The organism is Acaryochloris sp. CCMEE 5410 (assembly GCF_000238775.2).
Taxonomy (GTDB): domain Bacteria; phylum Cyanobacteriota; class Cyanobacteriia; order Thermosynechococcales; family Thermosynechococcaceae; genus Acaryochloris.
Genome location: NZ_AFEJ02000002.1, coordinates 1,734,910 through 1,752,467 on the forward strand (window position 1 = coordinate 1,734,910; position 17,558 = coordinate 1,752,467).

At 48.3% G+C, this 17,558-nt stretch carries 15 protein-coding genes; 12 read left to right on the forward strand and 3 right to left on the reverse strand.

The window, feature by feature from the left end; translation table 11 throughout:
- The first annotated feature begins 26 nt into the window (after nt 1-26).
- On the forward strand, nt 27-692 hold the full coding sequence (locus ON05_RS28825; protein ID WP_010472430.1) for an SDR family oxidoreductase: 666 nt from the start codon (nt 27-29) through the stop codon (nt 690-692).
- A gap of 18 nt (nt 693-710) precedes the next feature.
- Here ON05_RS28825 and ON05_RS28830 read toward each other — a convergent pair whose 3' ends face one another.
- Complete coding sequence (locus ON05_RS28830; protein ID WP_010472431.1) at nt 711-1,178, reverse strand: DUF3565 domain-containing protein; 468 nt, start codon at nt 1,176-1,178, stop codon at nt 711-713.
- 179 nt (nt 1,179-1,357) lie between these two features.
- Here ON05_RS28830 and ON05_RS28835 point away from each other — a divergent pair, with 179 nt between their 5' ends.
- The 4 genes from ON05_RS28835 (at nt 1,358) to yidD (ending at nt 3,711) form a co-directional block, all read left to right on the forward strand.
- Nucleotides 1,358-1,501 carry a hypothetical protein gene (locus tag ON05_RS28835; RefSeq protein ID WP_175307203.1) on the forward strand — a complete coding sequence of 48 codons (144 nt, stop codon included), beginning with the start codon at nt 1,358-1,360 and terminating at the stop codon, nt 1,499-1,501.
- Nucleotides 1,485-2,537 (forward strand): NAD(P)/FAD-dependent oxidoreductase, encoded by a 1,053-nt coding sequence (locus ON05_RS28840; RefSeq protein ID WP_010472433.1) that lies wholly within the window; start codon nt 1,485-1,487, stop codon nt 2,535-2,537. The genes ON05_RS28835 and ON05_RS28840 overlap by 17 nt, the downstream gene beginning before the upstream one ends.
- A gap of 109 nt (nt 2,538-2,646) precedes the next feature.
- Nucleotides 2,647-3,123, forward strand: coding sequence for a hypothetical protein (locus ON05_RS28845; protein ID WP_236618927.1), 477 nt, complete (start codon nt 2,647-2,649; stop codon nt 3,121-3,123).
- A 105-nt stretch (nt 3,124-3,228) separates the two neighbouring features.
- Nucleotides 3,229-3,711: a membrane protein insertion efficiency factor YidD gene (gene yidD / locus ON05_RS28850; RefSeq protein ID WP_010472436.1), complete on the forward strand. Its 483-nt coding sequence runs from the start codon at nt 3,229-3,231 to the stop codon at nt 3,709-3,711.
- Nucleotides 3,712-3,923: 212 nt separating this feature from the next.
- Here the strand turns inward: yidD and ON05_RS28855 are convergent, their stop codons facing one another.
- Nucleotides 3,924-4,475, reverse strand: coding sequence for a DUF2854 domain-containing protein (locus ON05_RS28855; protein ID WP_010472437.1), 552 nt, complete (start codon nt 4,473-4,475; stop codon nt 3,924-3,926).
- Nucleotides 4,476-4,526: 51 nt separating this feature from the next.
- Nucleotides 4,527-5,018, reverse strand: coding sequence for a YajQ family cyclic di-GMP-binding protein (locus tag ON05_RS28860; protein WP_010472438.1), 492 nt, complete (start codon nt 5,016-5,018; stop codon nt 4,527-4,529).
- Nucleotides 5,019-5,311: 293 nt separating this feature from the next.
- Here ON05_RS28860 and ON05_RS28865 point away from each other — a divergent pair, with 293 nt between their 5' ends.
- The 7 genes from ON05_RS28865 to ON05_RS28895 all read left to right on the forward strand — a co-directional run bounded on the left by ON05_RS28865 (nt 5,312) and on the right by ON05_RS28895 (nt 17,534).
- Nucleotides 5,312-6,685 carry an NAD-dependent succinate-semialdehyde dehydrogenase gene (locus ON05_RS28865; protein WP_010472439.1) on the forward strand — a complete coding sequence of 458 codons (1,374 nt, stop codon included), beginning with the start codon at nt 5,312-5,314 and terminating at the stop codon, nt 6,683-6,685.
- A 10-nt stretch (nt 6,686-6,695) separates the two neighbouring features.
- Nucleotides 6,696-8,333, forward strand: a complete 1,638-nt coding sequence (locus ON05_RS28870; RefSeq protein ID WP_010472441.1) for an acetolactate synthase large subunit — start codon at nt 6,696-6,698, stop codon at nt 8,331-8,333.
- A 160-nt stretch (nt 8,334-8,493) separates the two neighbouring features.
- The gene (locus ON05_RS28875) at nt 8,494-9,483 is read left to right on the forward strand and encodes a hypothetical protein (protein ID WP_029315141.1); all 990 of its coding nucleotides are present in this window, start codon (nt 8,494-8,496) and stop codon (nt 9,481-9,483) included.
- Nucleotides 9,484-9,662: 179 nt separating this feature from the next.
- Nucleotides 9,663-10,826 carry a GuaB3 family IMP dehydrogenase-related protein gene (locus ON05_RS28880; protein ID WP_010472446.1) on the forward strand — a complete coding sequence of 388 codons (1,164 nt, stop codon included), beginning with the start codon at nt 9,663-9,665 and terminating at the stop codon, nt 10,824-10,826.
- 275 nt (nt 10,827-11,101) lie between these two features.
- Entirely contained in the window at nt 11,102-11,425 is a 324-nt protein-coding gene (gene trxA, locus ON05_RS28885; RefSeq protein ID WP_010472447.1) for a thioredoxin, read from the forward strand.
- A 157-nt stretch (nt 11,426-11,582) separates the two neighbouring features.
- The gene (locus tag ON05_RS28890; RefSeq protein WP_010472451.1) at nt 11,583-12,680 is read left to right on the forward strand and encodes an LOG family protein; all 1,098 of its coding nucleotides are present in this window, start codon (nt 11,583-11,585) and stop codon (nt 12,678-12,680) included.
- Nucleotides 12,681-12,989: 309 nt separating this feature from the next.
- The gene (locus tag ON05_RS28895) at nt 12,990-17,534 is read left to right on the forward strand and encodes a GAF domain-containing protein (protein WP_010472454.1); all 4,545 of its coding nucleotides are present in this window, start codon (nt 12,990-12,992) and stop codon (nt 17,532-17,534) included.
- Nucleotides 17,535-17,558: the final 24 nt, after the last annotated feature.

A 17,558-nucleotide genomic window follows, 5' to 3' on the forward strand; every position in this document is an offset into this window, starting at 1 on the left:
TTGATAGGGGTATACAGAATTATCCTATGGCGACTTATTTAGTGACCGGTGCTAATCGCGGTATTGGCTTAGAGTATTGCCGACAGCTTCAGCAACGGGGTGACACGGTCATTGCAGCCTGCCGCTCCTCATCACCTGAGTTACAAGCTCTTAGCATTCAGGTTGAAACTCAAGTGGATATCACCTCAGACACCGCTGTAACCGATCTCAGGCAACGTTTAGTCGGACAAACCTTGGATGGATTAATCAATAATGCGGGGATTATTGATCGAGTTACCTTAGAAGCCTTGGATATTGGGAGTATTCGCCGCCAATACGAAGTGAATGCCATTGGCCCCTTACGTCTGACCCATGCTCTCTTGCCCAATCTTCCATCAGGCTCCAAGGTGATTCTGATGACAAGCCGGATGGGCTCGATTGGTGACAATACCTCTGGTAGCTCCTATGGCTATCGCATGTCTAAAGTCGCTCTTTGCATGGCGGGGAAATCTTTATCTCATGATCTCAAGCCGAAGGGGATAGCTGTAGGGATTCTGCATCCTGGCTTAGTTCAGACCCGAATGACCCGTTTTAATCCCCAAGGAATTACCCCGGAGCAGTCTGTCAATGGATTATTGGAACGCATCGATCAGTTAACCCTGGAGAATACGGGATCATTCTGGCATGCCAATGGAGAAGTATTGCCTTGGTAGAAGTTTGAACAGCAGGTGTTACCCTTGTGCTCGCCGCCAAAATTCAACATAAAACGCTACATCTTCCCTAGGTTGAACATCATGTTGAACTTCGGGCAGAACGATACCAGACATCTGAGAATCTAAAATTTCTTCACTATAAAACGGGTGGTGAATGCGATAGATCAATGTCCCTTCCACAACGTGGATGAGGCCCCACACCCCTTTTTTGGTTCCATGGTGCTGGCGTAATCCTGCAGGAATCGTTTCAGCATTAAAGACGGGGGTGCGTTTGTAGGGAGCATATCCATCAGGTATTGTTTTGCGATCGCACCATCCACAACCCAATTCAGTCCCTATCCGGGATTCCCGACCAGCAGCCGTCATCACCCAAGGACGGGGGAAAAACGGTGGATCATGACGGGTATGTTGGGCATGGCCACAGTCTAGGTCTGCCACCCAATGGGAGTCCTGATCTTGATGAAAGCCTACGATTGTCCGCAGCAACTGCTCTTCCCTCGGTTCTAGACCACTATCAAACTGTAGGCCAATTTAAAGTTTTACGAGTCTCATCCTAGAGAAGCCTCACCAGGCAAAGTTCTCCAAGATCTGAGCCGCGTAAAAAACACGATTTGGGCTGATAAGTCTAAAAAGAAGTGCAATTTTTTATGCGGGGAAGTTCGGCAATGGCGCCCATTGAGGACGTTAAACGACAATGTGATGGTCAAAACTCGGCCAGCAGCCATCACATTGTCCTATGGGTAGGGACCTTACCCTATGTACGGGTCAACCACAATCTGGAGGACTGGCTACGTGTCATCACTGACTAAAGCCGATGTCGTGATCGTCGGCGGAGGACCGGGCGGCACGGCAACAGCCATTCACTGCGCCCAAAACGGTCTTAAGGTGACTCTCCTAGAACAAGCCGAGTTTCCCCGTTCCCATCCAGGCGAAACCTTACATCCAGGTATTGAACCGCTACTCAAAAGGTTGGGGGTAGCGGAACAGGTGCTTAATGCAGGCTTTTTGCGTCATCCAGGCCATTATGTAGAGTGGCAAGGGGAGCGAGAATTTCAAGCCTTTGGTGAAGATGAGCAGGGACCGTGGTTGGGGTTTCAGGCGGTGCGATCGCAGTTTGATTCCCTACTACTAGAACAGGCCCAAACCCTGGGGGTCCAGGTTCTTCAACCCTGTCGAGCCTTAGAACCACTAGTTAACCAGGGACAGGTGCAAGGGCTCAATACCACCTTAGGTCCCATAGACGCCACCTTTGTGGTGGATGCTGCTGGCAGTTGTCAATGGTTGGCGCGAAAACTGGGGCTTAAAACCACACCTTATTCTCCTCCCCTCAGAGCCTATTACGGCTATGTGACCGGAGAATGTCCGGAACGGGACCAAGCCCCTTTAATCATCTCTGATGCAGAGGGATGGACCTGGATTGCCAAGGTGGAACACCAACGCTATCAATGGACGCGCTTGTCCTTTGATCGTCAACCCGATGCCCATTGGCAGCCCAAAGATTTAGCGAATCTCTGTCCAGAAGGTAAGGCGCGGGCTGTGGACGTTACCTGGCGACTGGTCAATCCCGCTGCAGGTCCCGGTTACTTTTTGGTGGGGGATGCCGCTGCTGTCTTAGACCCAGCGTCTTCCCATGGCGTTCTTAAAGCAATGACTTCCGGTATGATGGCAGCCCATCTTATTGTGCAAAGTGTTCAAGGGGAACAACTGCAACCATCGCCAGCTCGTCGCTATTGTGCATGGTTACGCACCAATTTTTATCATGACCTGATTCATTTGCAAGGTTTTTACGCCCCCATCCTATCCGTTCTCTCTTCCGCGCCCACCTTGCAATCGGCATCACTGTAGACTAGGAATCATTCAAGCTGGCAAAGCCTGATCTTCAAATGTCGAGACCTAGATGGTGCAAATAAACAAAGAGAGGCTATTACTGTGGATCTCAAGATCGATCTTGGTGATGCCGTTCTTAGTCATCGGTGGACCGATGCTCTTGTGGGTATGGGTTGTAACGTCTCACACCCTTGAGAACAATAAAATTCTCCATAAGTATGAAACTTCTTTTCAGGGGCTCTTACATCCTAAAGGCACCTCAAAAATTGATGCCTTTGGAGAGGTTAGGCGCCCGCCTGGCAATGGTGATAATTGTTTCTATTTTGTCGGTCAACTCAGAGAATATTCAGGCAGCCCCGTACCCATTCAAAATTTCTATTCCGCGGATGTTATGGCTGAGAAGTTTTCGCAGGGTGGGTTTCATGTCGAGTTCGCAGTAAATGGCAAGTTCAGCGACAGAGTGCCCTATGGATTAAATAATCTGGCTCAATGGCCCATCAACCAGCCGACATCCCATCATCACCATATTTATATTGTGTACTGGCTGATTTCTGACTATCTAACGCCCTATTCAACCAACCTATTAGATCTGCGCTGTCACTAATATGGCTGTCAGCCAAGACTTATCCCTACCATTGGACACAATCCTAGATATTGATTTCTAGTGGGCACCATAATCCATATATTCGTTTCTGAAGGCATTTGACTTGTGAATAGAGGATTTATCTCCCGTTCTGCTGCTGTGATTGTTCCAGTCGCCCAGATGGCAGAACGCCTTCACCTCAGTCAGTTATTGCGATGGTTCGTGTTGATGGGTGTCCGTGACTACCAGCGCTATCTATCTCCCTACAAAGGATTTTCCTGTGCCCACAGGCGCTTCTATGGAGGCTTATCTTGCTCAGAATACTTTCGACGCGCTGTCCATGATGATGATTTAGCGGGGGCGATGCCTCGCTTTCAACAGCGGTTACGAGCCTGCAAAGGAGCAAGTCGCATTTTAAACGCAAGTTCGCCTAATTCAAAGAAACGTCGAAAGCAGCAAGAGTCCTGTGGAGATTGTAGTGCCGGATGGTGTGATAGTGCTTGCATTCCCCTAGATATTTGCGACGTATTTGAATTCTGCGATCTAGATTGTGATGTATTGGGCGGTTTAGACGGCTGTGGGGATTGTGGTGGATGTGATTGTGGTTAAGGGCATCCAAAATGCCTTTTGCCCACAATCATGCGGAGCAGGAACCCTGCCCCCAAAAGCATCGATGGAGATTGCAACGATGCAATCTCCATCTCGTTAGCCTGATTAATTTGCAGTCTGATTAATCTGGAATAGACTGGTTTCTTTTGATCAATGAGTTACCGTTGTAGCCAATGGAGAGGTGTTGTCACTCTCCCTGTGAAGGGAAGGGCTTACGCCGCCTTAACAATCAATGAAATATCCACACGATCTTTACTTGGCTCTTCGACTAACGCATCAATTCCAGGACCAAAGAAGCTGGCAAATCGGTCTTCTTTCTTCTTCCAGTTTTCAAACGGGACGTAGGGAGATTCAAATTCTAAAACCAAAGTGTAGGCACCCTCGGTATTCGCTTCACGGATACCCACCAAGACAGGACATTCGTCGACAAAACTAGGTTTAAGCCCTAATCGATCTAGAGCAATATCCAAATGTACCGTTTGTCCATAGCGATAGCGGGTCACATCCTGAACCACTTGCTTTAATGTGGGTGTGGCTTGAGCATCTCGCAAAGCCAACATTTCATCAGAGGGCTCTTCTTTCAGGTAAACAGGTTCGAGTTCAGCCGCTTTTAAGGCCAAAGCGCCCACTAACACAGGTACCCCCACAAAGAATGTAATCACATTCAAAGTGGTTTCGTTATTGATGTACCCAGCCATCCCTACGACTGAGAGAATGGTTCCAATAATTAAGCCAATGGTTGCGACTGAAGTCCGGCGCAGCATAATACCTCCATAATCGGGTCAAGAAAAAAGTAGAATCGCCCACTCTTAAGATTAACGGTAATTTGTAAACTGCAGGGCAACGGGCCAATCTTCTTGCTTCAGATCTTGCATGACTTGCTGTAGGTCATCCTTGGATTTGGAGGAGACTCGGACGACCTCTCCTTGGATACTGGCTTGAACTTTTTTATAGTCTGTGCGGATCAGCTTAGAAATCTTTTTCGCCAATTCGGTGTCAATGCCCTTTTGCAGCTTAATGGCCTGTCGGACCCGATTACCACTAGCCGATTCGATGGTGCCGTAATCAAAAATTTTCAAGGAGAGCTTGCGTTTAACTGCCTTGGTTTGCAGTACGTTATGTACCGCATCCAAGGTAAATTCGCTATCCGTACTGATGGTGATTTCCGTTGGATCTAGCTTGATCTCTGTTTTAGTATCTTTTAGATCGTAGCGAGCCTTAATCTCTCGATTGGCTTGATCAATCGCATTGACCAATTCCTGCCATTCAAAATCACTAACAATATCAAAAGAACAAGTTGAAGCCATAATTTTCTCAACAGATTTGGAAAGTCTTACTTAAGTCTTAATTGAGGCCCGAAGACCGCTCTTTCCGCTACTCTCCCGAATAACGTCCTGACTCAGGGGTCAGTCGAAGTCATTTCTCATGAATTCATAGCCAAAAGTATCCGGTCTTGCAAAAGATTTTACCAAAAGCGATCAGTCTACTTTCAATCCATCCTCTTTTACAGATTCCATCCACAAGTCGAACATTTTTTTGCGATGATTGACACTATTAAGCTTGCCTTTACGGGTTAGAGACTGAATTTAGAGGTTGAAACATGGGCATCGCCACCGTCAATCCGACAACCTTAGAAACACTGCAATCGTTTTCAGCTCTTACACCTGAAGCCATTCAATTAAAGTTAGCCCAATCTGAAGCGGCATTTCAGTCTTATCGTCAGACGAGCTTTACGGATCGGAGTCAGTGGTTATTGAAAGCGGCCGATATGTTGGAAAACCCTGACAAAAGTCAGGAATATGCTGCCCTGATGACTTTAGAAATGGGTAAGCCGATTCAAGAAGCCCTGGGCGAGGTGAAAAAATGCGCTTGGGTCTGTCGTTACTATGCGAAACAGGCCCCCCTATTTCTAGCGAGTCAGACCATTGAAACGGATGCCCAACGCTCCTGGGTCTGTTATCAACCTCTGGGAATTATCTTGGCGGTTATGCCGTGGAATTTCCCCTTCTGGCAAGTCTTCCGGTTTGCGGCTCCAACCCTGATGGCTGGAAACGTAGGTGTCCTTAAGCATGCCTCCAATGTCCCTCAATGTGCATTGGCAATTGAACAAATTTTGTTAGAGGCAGGGTTCCCTGAGCATGTGTTCAAAACCTTACTTATCTCTGCTCAGCAGGTAGAAATGGTCGTGAAAGATGATCGGGTCAAAGCAGCAACCCTGACTGGGAGCGAACCAGCCGGAGCCAGCTTAGCGGCAATCGCCGGTCGTCAGATCAAAAAAACAGTCCTAGAGCTAGGTGGCAGCGATCCGTTCATTGTCCTAGAGAGTGCTGATTTAGACGCAGCGGTAGCGACAGCGGTAAAAGCGCGAATGTTAAATACGGGGCAGTCCTGTATTGCGGCAAAACGATTTATTGTGGCGGATGCGATCGCAGATCTGTTTCTAGAAAAATTTACAGTAGCGTTTAGCAAACTGACTCTTGGGGATCCCATGGCCCCACAAACCGAGGTCGGTCCCTTGGCAACCGCCAGTATTCTGGAAGAACTGGAACAGCAAGTTCAAACCGCTGTTTCTCATGGTGCTCAAATCCTGGTGGGTGGCCAACGCTGGCCAGACTTACCTGGGAATTTTTACCAGCCCACCATTCTGTCCGGCATTACCAAAGACAACCCGATTTACGCCCAGGAATGCTTTGGTCCAGTTGCGTTAGTCTTTCGGGTGGCGGACATGGACGCTGCCATCGCGTTAGCCAACGATAGCCCCTTTGGATTAGGAGCCAGTGCCTGGACCACCGATCCCCAAGAACAGGACCACCTGATCCAGCATGTGGACGCAGGCGCTGTCTTTATCAACGGCATGGTCAAGTCTGATCCTCGTCTTCCCTTTGGTGGCATCAAACGCTCTGGCTATGGCCGAGAATTAGGCATTCAAGGCATTCATGAATTCGTTAACATCAAAACCGTATGGGTGAAGTGAGCCATTTTTAATGAATACAGCAGAATTGTTGGTCAAATGTCTGGAAAATGAAGGTGTGGAGTATATTTTCGGGTTGCCAGGGGAAGAAAACCTCCAAGTCTTAGAAGCCCTGCGAGACTCCTCGATCCAATTTATTACCACCCGCCATGAACAGGGGGCTGCGTTTATGGCCGATGTATACGGTCGATTAACCGGTCGAGCAGGGGTTTGCCTCTCCACCCTAGGCCCGGGGGCCACCAACTTGATGACAGGGGTTGCCGATGCTAATTTAGATGGCGCTCCTCTGGTTGCGATTACAGGACAAGTCGGTACCGATCGGATGCATATTGAGTCCCATCAGTATTTAGATTTGGTGGCCATGTTTAATCCCGTCACTAAATGGAATGCACAAATTGTTCGCCCCAGCAACACCCCAGAAATTGTGCGGAGAGCCTTCAAACGGGCTCAAACAGAAAAACCGGGAGCGGTGCATATCGATTTACCCGAAAATATTGCTGCCATGCCCGCTGAAGGTATGCCATTACAGCAGGATAGCTTCAAGCGTAGCTTTGCCTCCCCTCGTACTCTAGAGCAGGCAGCCGAAATTATTTCTCAGGCCACTAATCCTTTGATTTTGGTTGGAAATGGAGCCATTCGAGCCAATGCCAGCGAAGCCCTCACCCAATTTGCCACCGAGTTAAATATTCCTGTAGCCAATACCTTTATGGGCAAAGGGGTGATTCGCTATACCCACCCCTTAGCTCTGTGGACCGTGGGATTACAACAGCGAGACTATATCAGCTGTGGCTTTGATCGGACGGATCTCGTCATTGCCGTAGGCTATGACTTAATCGAGTTTTCGCCTAAAAAGTGGAATCCGGACGGCACCATCCCCATTGTGCATGTGGGAGCAGAACCCGCTGAGATAGACAGTAGCTATATCCCTAAAACTGAAGTCGTTGGCAATATCTCTGACTCTTTGATAGAAATTCTCCGGCGGGCAGATCGTCATGGCAAACCGGATCCCTACGGGGTCGAGCTTCGGCCCCAAATCCGCGCCGACTACGAAGAGTATGCCAAGGATGAGCACTTTCCTCTACGTCCGCAAAAGCTGATTTACGATCTCCGAGACGTTCTCGAATCCGAAGATATTGTGATCTCTGATGTGGGGGCTCACAAAATGTGGATGGCTCGTCATTACCATTGCGATCGCCCAAATACCTGCTTAATTTCCAATGGATTCGCCGCCATGGGAATTGCTATTCCGGGTGCCTTAGCAGCCAAATTAGTCTATCCCGATCGCCATGTTGTGGCTGTAACCGGTGATGGTGGCTTCATGATCAATATGCAGGAACTGGAAACGGCATTGCGTCTCGGTGTTGCTTTCACCACAATTATTTTTAATGATGGCGGCTATGGTTTGATTGAGTGGAAGCAACAACAATATTACGGAGAAGCTTCTTTTATAAAGTTTGGCAACCCTGATTTTGTGCGGCTTGCAGAAAGTATGGGCCTCAAGGGTTATCGAGTAGAATCTAGTGCTGATTTTATGCCTTGTCTAAAGACTGCATTGGCACAAGACGTGCCAACAATTGTGGACTGTCCAATTGATTACAAAGAGAATTTAATGTTTAGCCAAAAATCAGGTGAGATTGCTTGTATTAACTAAACTTTTTATCCAGGGTAGAGAAACATTTGTTTGAGTTTTGTAGGAAACGATCATTTTTTAATTCATCAGGGATTAGGATTTGATCGACAGCCCGGTTAGGATGGTAAAAAAATACAATCAGGTTTCACCCACCTGCTGCTCGATTATCATTCCGAAGTCTATGAGTTCCTCTAGCGAACAGCCACCTAAGTCAACTCGTCACACCAAGAAAAAATCTGTTGATATGGACCCTCAAACGGTTTCAGATGAACAGTCCAATCCCCCCAAGGGTGAGACTCAAGAGACTCATGTGGACAATATGCAATTAAAAGGTCCACCCCGGCGCCCTGTGGCTAAAACCCCTCCGCCTCCAGCGCCTGAGATAGTTGCCGTAGAAAAGCAAGAACCTGCTGCAGATGTAACTATTGACGCACCTGAATCCGCAGGACAACAACCCATTCCACCACCCAGTGAACCGATGCAATATCGGGCGATTGGATTAATCAAAGGGAAGTACCGACCTTCGGAAGAGCAATTTAATCGAGGAGACCTGATTACAGAAGATGGAACCCACTTGGATGCGGTTTTGTTGGGTCAGGTCATGAGTCTAGTCAAAAAGTATCTAGATTTAGAGCAAACCTATTTATGGGTCGTTTATCCTCGAACCCGCGAGAAAGAAGAAACGCTACATATGCAGATTGTCGGCGTTTGGTCAACAGAAGGGTTTGGTCCTATGGCTGCGACTGAAACTCCAGACACGCCTGAAGAACCTAGCCAGCTTGCTGCCCCCCTCCAAGATGGTTATTTTTCCATTCGGGGTGAGATTGTTTTTCAATCCACGGAGAGAAATTATTTATTGGTAAAAATCCAGCAATCTCCTCGAAAAAGTTCAGATCGACCCAAAGCCTTTAAGCTCAAGCTCACTGGCAATCTAAAGGATAAAACTTTAGGCTATTTCTGGGATTTACATGTGCAGCGTCAAGGGGGAGAATTAGCGATTGTCAATGGGCAAAAAGTGGCCCTTGTCCCTCCCAAACGCAAATCAAAGCAGGAAAGAAGCGAGTCTCGCAAACCCAGGAAGTTCAGCTCTCCTCGTCCTCAAAACACTTCAAACAAACCTCGCCCAGTGAGCAAGCCCATTATTAAGCGACGCTCCTCTCCAGAATCATAATGATTTAGTTAGTTCTAAGGGAGGTAGAATCGTCACCCCCTTCAACGCTCTGGAAGCTGTAGCGAATAGGAGCTAGCTGGCGATATGCCACACCTGCTAATATTCAAGTCTTTGTAAGACTTTGACAGGGCAATTTGGCTTTGTTAGTCTAGCTAAATCGTTCTGGAATGGTTACTGGTGTGGATATTCAAATTGGCCGTAGCAAAACGGCGCGTAGAGCATATGGAATTGACGAAATTGCCCTTTCACCAGGACAACGAACCCTAGATCCACAACTGGCAGATACCCAGTGGCAAATTGGTGGTATTCAACGGGAGATTCCCATTCTAGCGAGTGCAATGGATGGGGTTGTGGATGTCAAAATGGCCGTTCGTCTATCAGAATTAGGCGCCCTAGGGGTATTGAATTTAGAAGGGATTCAAACCCGGTACAGCGATCCAGAGCCCATTCTGGACAAAATCGCTGGAGTTGATGTGAATGGCTTTGTGCCACTCATGCAAGAACTCTACGCAGAACCCATCAAACCGGAACTGATTCGCGAGCGCATCACCCAGATCAAGTCTCAAGGAGGCATTGCAGCGGTGAGTGCAACACCGATCGGGGCCAGTAAATTTGGTCAAGCTGTGGTTGACGCAGGTGCGGATTTATTCTTTATCCAGGCAACGGTCGTTTCCACGGATCACGTGTCTCCAGAAAGTGTGACCCCTCTTGATCTAGCTAAGTTTTGCCAAGACCTCCCGATCCCTGTGGTGATGGGAAATTGTGTAACCTATGAAGTCACGAAAAGCTTAATGCAGGCCGGTGCTGCAGCAGTACTGGTGGGTATTGGTCCCGGTGCAGCTTGCACAACCCGAGGCGTTTTGGGAGTGGGGGTTCCGCAAGCAACTGCGATCTCAGACTGTGCTGCCGCTCGTGATGACCATTTTCGCGAGACCAACCAATATATTCCGATCATTGCGGATGGGGGCCTGATTACTGGCGGTGATGTGTGCAAATGTATCGCCTGTGGTGCCGATGCCATTATGATGGGCTCGCCCATTGCTAGAGCAGCGGAAGCACCCGGACGAGGGTTTCACTGGGGAATGGCAACGCCTAGTCCTGTGTTGCCCCGAGGGACCCGAATTCGGGTCGGGACAACCGGTACCCTAGAGCAAATCCTGCGAGGACCGGCTCAGTTAGATGATGGCACCCACAACTTTCTTGGATCCTTGCAAACGAGCATGGGTACTTTAGGAGCCAAAGATATTAAACAGATGCAGCAAGTAGAGGTAGTGGTTGCTCCATCTCTGCTGACAGAAGGGAAAGTCTACCAAGCAGCCCAAAAACTAGGCATGGGTAAATAACAAAAATTTGCCAAACTTAACACGTTTAGACGCCGATCTTTGCCAAAAAAGGTATGGCAAACGTGAATTGGTTGCCTAGAATGGGTATAGCGGAGACGCATGTTTCCGTTCACTCCTCACACCACACTCCGCCTGAGCAGTTGTTCGGGCGGCTTCCTCATTTTAGGCGCTGATATGGGCATTTTGATTGTTAATTTTCTGTTTATGTCTAGGTGGGGTTGAACCTGCTATGGTACAAATCGTAGATAAGCTACAGTCGATAAAGGTTTCTAAGCATGTCATCAGCTGCCCCAGTCACAGATGCCACATTCAAAGAAGAAGTCATTGAAAGTGATGTTCCTGTTCTTGTTGATTTTTGGGCACCTTGGTGCGGACCTTGTCGGATGGTTGCTCCCGTCGTTGATGAAATCTCTGAGCAATATAAAGGCCAAGTCAAGGTTGTAAAAATCAACACGGATGAAAATCCCAATGTTGCCAGTCAGTACGGAATTCGTAGTATTCCAACTTTAATGGTCTTTAAAGGCGGGCAGCGTGTCGATATGGTTGTAGGAGCTGTTCCTAAAACCACTTTGGCCAGTACTTTAGATAAGTATCTCTAGTTTTTCGGGTTTTTCGGGTTCTAGCATGGAATCCGTATACTGCAACCCATGTTTGCAGTTCATTCAAGTTATGGAAGCGGTCCTTAGCCAATAAACTAAGGGCCGCTTTTTTGTCGTTAAATTGTTATCGTTGAGCTGACCTAGCCTAGAGTGACACATGCTTATGACTCAGTCTCCTGATCCATCGGTTGCTTTACATCAGCGCCTCGATCATTTGCTAGACATTTTACCCCAACTCAAGCATGGTCCTCTGATAGTGCAGGCCCTGGAAACTTTGCTGAATATGGCAGAAGAAGATCTTGATCGCTTAGATTGGAAAATTCTGACGGCGGCCTTACAAGATCTAGAGCAAGGGTTTCAGGTTTTTCACCGCTATCGACACATTCGTAAGATCTCCATTTTTGGGTCTTCTCGCCTACCACCGGATAGTCCGGCCTACCAAATGGCGGTAGATTTTGCCCGCTGCGTTACCCAGCAAGGCTTTATGGTAATGACAGGAGCGGGGGGCGGCATTATGGAAGCAGGTAATCAAGGGGCGGGGGCAGAAAAGTCTTTTGGCCTCAATATTCAGCTGCCCTTTGAGCAAGATTCAAATCCTTTCATCGCTGGGGATGAGAAGCTGATCGACTTCAAGTACTTCTTTACGCGCAAATTGTTTTTTCTCCGGGAAACCGATGCGATCGCACTTTTCCCCGGTGGATTTGGCACCCAAGATGAAGCCTTTGAATGTCTGACCCTGAGTCAAACGGGAAAGTCTCCTCCCGTACCGGTGGTCTTAATCGATCCGCCAGGAACTCACTATTGGCAAGACTGGAATGCTTATATACACAAGCATTTGATCGCTGGTGGGCTCATCAGTGAAGATGACCATCGCTTATATACGATTACGGATAACCTAGAGACCGCTTGTGCTGCGATTTCGGGATTCTACCAGGTTTACCATTCCAGCCGTTATGTCGGCGATCGCTTAGTGATGCGTCTCAATCAAGAGCTCTCCGACTCAGATGTAAAGTGGCTAAATCAAGAGTTTACAGATATCCTGCTTCGTGACCAAATTCGCAAAAGTGGGGCGTTGCCAGAAGAATTGGATCATCAAGAACCTCAACCTCAACAAGTTGAGGATGAGACAGAACATTTACCCCGATTGGTGTTCTATTTCAATCAGCGGGACCATGGGCGGTTGAGCCAAATGATTGCAACCATTAACCAGATGGGTGACACCAACCAAACCCTTTACCATCCTGAACGAAAATAGCACTACATAGAATGGCTGAACGGATCACGATTGGGAATCAATATTTTGATCTATGTCTGTGATAAATCGTCTTATGAATGGGCACGTTAGGGCTTGAGACAGTTAACGCCTGTCTATCCGGTAATTTTTTGTGAATTGACCTCATAACCAGAAACAACAGCAGCACTCAAGCCCCTGACACTTGGCTGAAATAGGGGTGTTCATCTAGTTACCCCCTGTTCTTGTTCTGTAGGTTACAGTGAAACTGTCACAGAAATTGCCTAAATCGAGTCAATAGCGGTTCCAAAGACTGTATTCGGGATTTAGACGATGGATGTATCCTCCTCAAAATTAAATGCTGACTGTTCCTACCCGGACATACCATCTAAATTGACTCAGCAAGCTCTTCTCAATCGCATTACGACTCGCATCCGTCAGTCGTTGGAACTGAATGAGATCTTGTCCGCAACAGTGGCTGAAGTCAGGGCATTCTTAGGCACCGATCGCGTCAAAGTTTATAAATTTTTCCCGGATGGCCATGGTCTGGTGATTGCCGAATCCATTCGTGAAGACCATTTACCCTCGTTATTAGGACTGAATTTTCCGGCAGATGATATTCCCCTGCCGGCGCGTGAGCTTTACTTAAAGGCCCGGCAACGCTCTGTGGTGGATCTCTCCACCCAACAAATTGGTTTTAGCCCTCTCAATTGCACAGAAACGGGCTCAGAGTTAGAGAGTCGAGATATTCGTTTTCGGCCCATCGATCCCTGCCATGTCGAATATTTGAAAGCAATGGGGGTGCAATCCTCGGTGGTCGTCCCCATCGTGATTGAGCAGTCCAGCTTAGAGCAGATCCAGAGTGAACCAGAGGTCACCACAGGCTTAAACCAGGGACAACGCCTTTGGGGACTCCTAGTTTCCCACCATGCGCAACCCCGTCAAGTCGAGGGATCAGAACTGGAGCTGATTCAGGCCGTAGTGAATCAGATGGCCGTGGCTATTGGTCAAGCGACTCTTCTAGATCGGGTGCGAGAGCAGGCCGCCCAAGAAGCAGGGGTAAATCGTGTGACGGCCTTGTTATATACCAAACCCACCGTTCAGCTAGAGGTTGCCTTGGCAGAGATGGTGGCGGTGATGCAGGGCACTGGCGGACGGCTATATCTCAGTCATACAACCTCTGAGCAATCCGCAGAACTTTATTGTTGTGGCGATCAACCTAGCAAATTAGACCATGACAGGTTAATTGAAGAGAATGCCCTATGGCAAAATTACCTGAATTCAACACAGTCTGTCGACACCCCTGACACGGAAAGTCGTCCCTGGTCAGTGGACTGGATGCGCAAAAACTATGCCCTATCGTCCCAGCCTCGTTCTTCAACCCGCAACAAGACGATATGGGCGATTGCGGATATTTACCGAGAGCCATTATTTCGAGTTTTAAGTCCCGCCTTTCAATCCACGCCCATTCGTGGTGTGATGATTCTACCCCTGTATTTTGATACGGAATTGCTGGGGTGCATTACTATTTTCCGCAATGAGGTGGAAGAAGAACTCTGTTGGGCAGGGTTCCATCATCCTGATAGCCGTCAATTGGCTCCTCGCCAGTCTTTTGAAGCTTGGAGGCAAATCAAAGCAGGGCAATCTCAGCCCTGGACAGACGCCGAAGTTCGATTAGCTGAAGCTTTGGGAGAACGGTTTTCCGCCGCAATTAACCAATACCAGCTTTACCAACAGGTCCAGACCCTCAATACCCACTTAGAAGAGCAAATTAAAGAGCGGACCGCTGAACTACATCGTTCGACGGCGATTGCCAATCAACAGCGCGCTTTAACCAATATCTTATCTAAGTTACAAAAAGCCCTGGATCTCGATACAATTTTCCAAACGGCTACTCAAGAAGCCCAACGCTTGTTAGATGTTGATCATGTGGCCGTTTATCAGTTTGACGAAGACTGGGGCGGTTCATTTATTCATAATTTTCGGGCTGTTAAACCTGAATGGCAAGAGGTAGTCTATTCCACCCGTGAAGTCTGGAATGACTCTCATCTACAAGAGACGAAGGGAGGACGATACCGTCAACATCACGTATCCGTTGTCGATGACGTCTCCAAAGCTGGACTTTCCCCCTGTCATTTGGACACCTATCACTACTACCAGATTAAGGCCTTTTTAATTGCCCCTGTTTTTGTCGGTAGCCGCTTGTGGGGACTGATTGGGGCCTATCAGCACTCCAATCCATATGCGTGGAAACCATTGGAGGTTGATTTTATTACCCAGCTGGCAACGCACTTGGGGGTTGCCGTCCAACAAGCGGGCGCCACGGAAAAGGTCCAGAATCAGGCGCAACAGCTCGCCATTATTGCGGAACAGCAGCATACTCTCACGAATGTGATCTCCAAAATTCGAGAGTCCTTGGATTTGGAAACCATTTTCAAGACCACGACCCGTGAGGTCCGTAGGCTCCTGCAAGTGGAGCGGGTAGTGGTTTTTCAGTTTTTACCGGATGTCCAATATAGCCAAGGAGAGGTGATTGCCGAAGATGTTCATCCCGATTACCGATCTATCTTGGGGTATGACGTCAAAGGCGACTGTTTCCAAGACCGCTACACAGCTAGTCCTGGTGCTCACCAAGTTTTTGCAATTGATGATCTCAACACCTGTAATTTACATCCCTGTTATGTAGAGATGATGCAAGGATTGCAAGTTCAGGCCCATTTAGTCGTACCCCTTTTTCGGAGCAATATCCTGTGGGGGCTATTGGCGATTCATCAATGCTCAGCTCCCCGGCAATGGCAAGTCAAAGAGCGGGAATTCGCGATTCAAATTAGTACCCAACTAGGTGTCGCACTTCAGCAATCCGAGTTCCTTAACCAAGCCCAACAATCCAAGGAGGCGGCTGACGCAGCGAGCCAAGCCAAAAGTGACTTTTTAGCACATATGAGTCACGAATTGCGAACCCCCCTGAATGCAATCTTGGGGTATGTGGAGATCATGCAGCGAGATCCCCAATTAGGGGAGACTCAAACTGAACAGCTTGGCATTATTGGCCGGAGTGGAGAACATTTGTTGTCCTTGATCAACGATGTCTTAGAAATGTCCCGGATTGAAGCGGGGCAGTTGGCGCTTACACCAGTCAGCTTTGATCTATATCGGTTATTAGATTCTCTCCAAGATATGCTGGAGGCCAAAGCTGAATTACAAGGATTGCAGCTCTATTTTGAGCGTTCGGCAACCGTCCCCCAGTTTGTGTTTGCCGATGAAGGGAAACTCCGCCAGGTCCTGATCAATTTACTTGGGAACGGTCTTAACTATACGGAGAAAGGCCAGGTCTTGCTCCAGGTGGATACCCCAGAACAGAGCGGTCAACCCGAGAGGGCCTGTCAACTGACTTTTGCGGTCATGGATACAGGTCCTGGCATCAAGGTCTCTGATGTGGAGCAACTCTTTGAAGCCTTTACTCAGACGGATTCAGGCTATCGTGCTCAAGAAGGGACGGGACTCGGCTTGCCGATTAGCCGCCGCTTTGTGCAACTGATGGGGGGCGATATCGAGGTTGATAGTACCGTAGGGCAGGGCTCCACCTTCCGGTTCACGATTCCCGTCACTCTCGCCGATGCGGCAGACGTTAAGACCGTGAAGTCCACACGACAGGTGGTGTCTTTAGCTCCAGGGCAACCCACCTATCGACTCCTGCTGGTGGAAGATAAATGGGCCAACCGACAGCTGATGCAGCAATGGTTGGCTCCTTTTGGATTTGATATTCGAGAAGCGGTGAACGGGGAAGAGGCCCTGGCGATTTGGCAGGAATGGGCTCCCCATTTAATCTGGATGGATATGCGCATGCCAGTGATGGATGGTTACAAAGCCACTCGAAAAATCAAAGCCCAATGTGGAGACAATCCACCTGTGATTATTGCCCTAACGGCGAATGCGTTTGAAGAAGATCGACTCTATGCCCTCTCGGTCGGGTGTGACGATTTTGTCCGTAAGCCGTGCCAAGAAAGTACCATCCTAGACAAGCTAGCAGAACATCTCGGGGTCCAATATATTTACTCGGAGCCTGAGCCGTCTGAGTCAGACTCGTTGGAGGAGATGGCGTCTATCCAGCCTGAAGATCTCAGAATATTAGTGGCGGATGACAATACGCTCAATCAGCAATTAATGGTGCAACGGTTGGTGCATCTGGGTTATTCGGCTGATGTCGTCAGTGATGGTCAGCAAGTGGTGGCGGCTTGCCAAACCCATACGTATGACCTCATTCTCTTAGATGTACAAATGCCCAAGATGAATGGCTTAGAGGTAGTTCAAACCCTGCGGCAACAAGAGTTTTGTCCTTATGTTATTGGGGTGTCGGGACGAACCTTACCCGAAGAGAAACAAGAATGTTTGGATGCAGGGATGCAGGACTATCTGTGCAAGCCTGTGTCTCTTGAGGACCTCAAAATCGCCCTTAGCCAATATCATCCCCCTTCAGACCTTGCCCTGCCCCAGGCGATGAAACCCGCTCTATTAGATGAAGCAGCTATTCAAGCGCTGATAGAAATTGGTGGAGATGATGGTGGTAGCTTTCTCGTTTCTGTGATTGATAACTTCCTCCGGGATGCGGAGCCGATGTTGGCGGGATTGAAGGATGCGATCGCAACAACAAACTACGTCCAAATCAATGAAATTGCCCATTCTCTAAAATCCATGAGCGCTTCGATGGGAGCAACTCAACTGGCGCATCAACTGAAAGAATTAGAGCATATGAGCAAGCTCGAAAATCTGGCGATCTCTTCCACCTGGATGAATAAGCTGGAACAAGAGTTTGAAGCGGTCAGATTGGCCCTGACCATGGAAAAGCAAAACTACCAGACTTCAGCTGTCTCCAGTTAAGCCCCTGCGGTTTGCCGTTGTCTT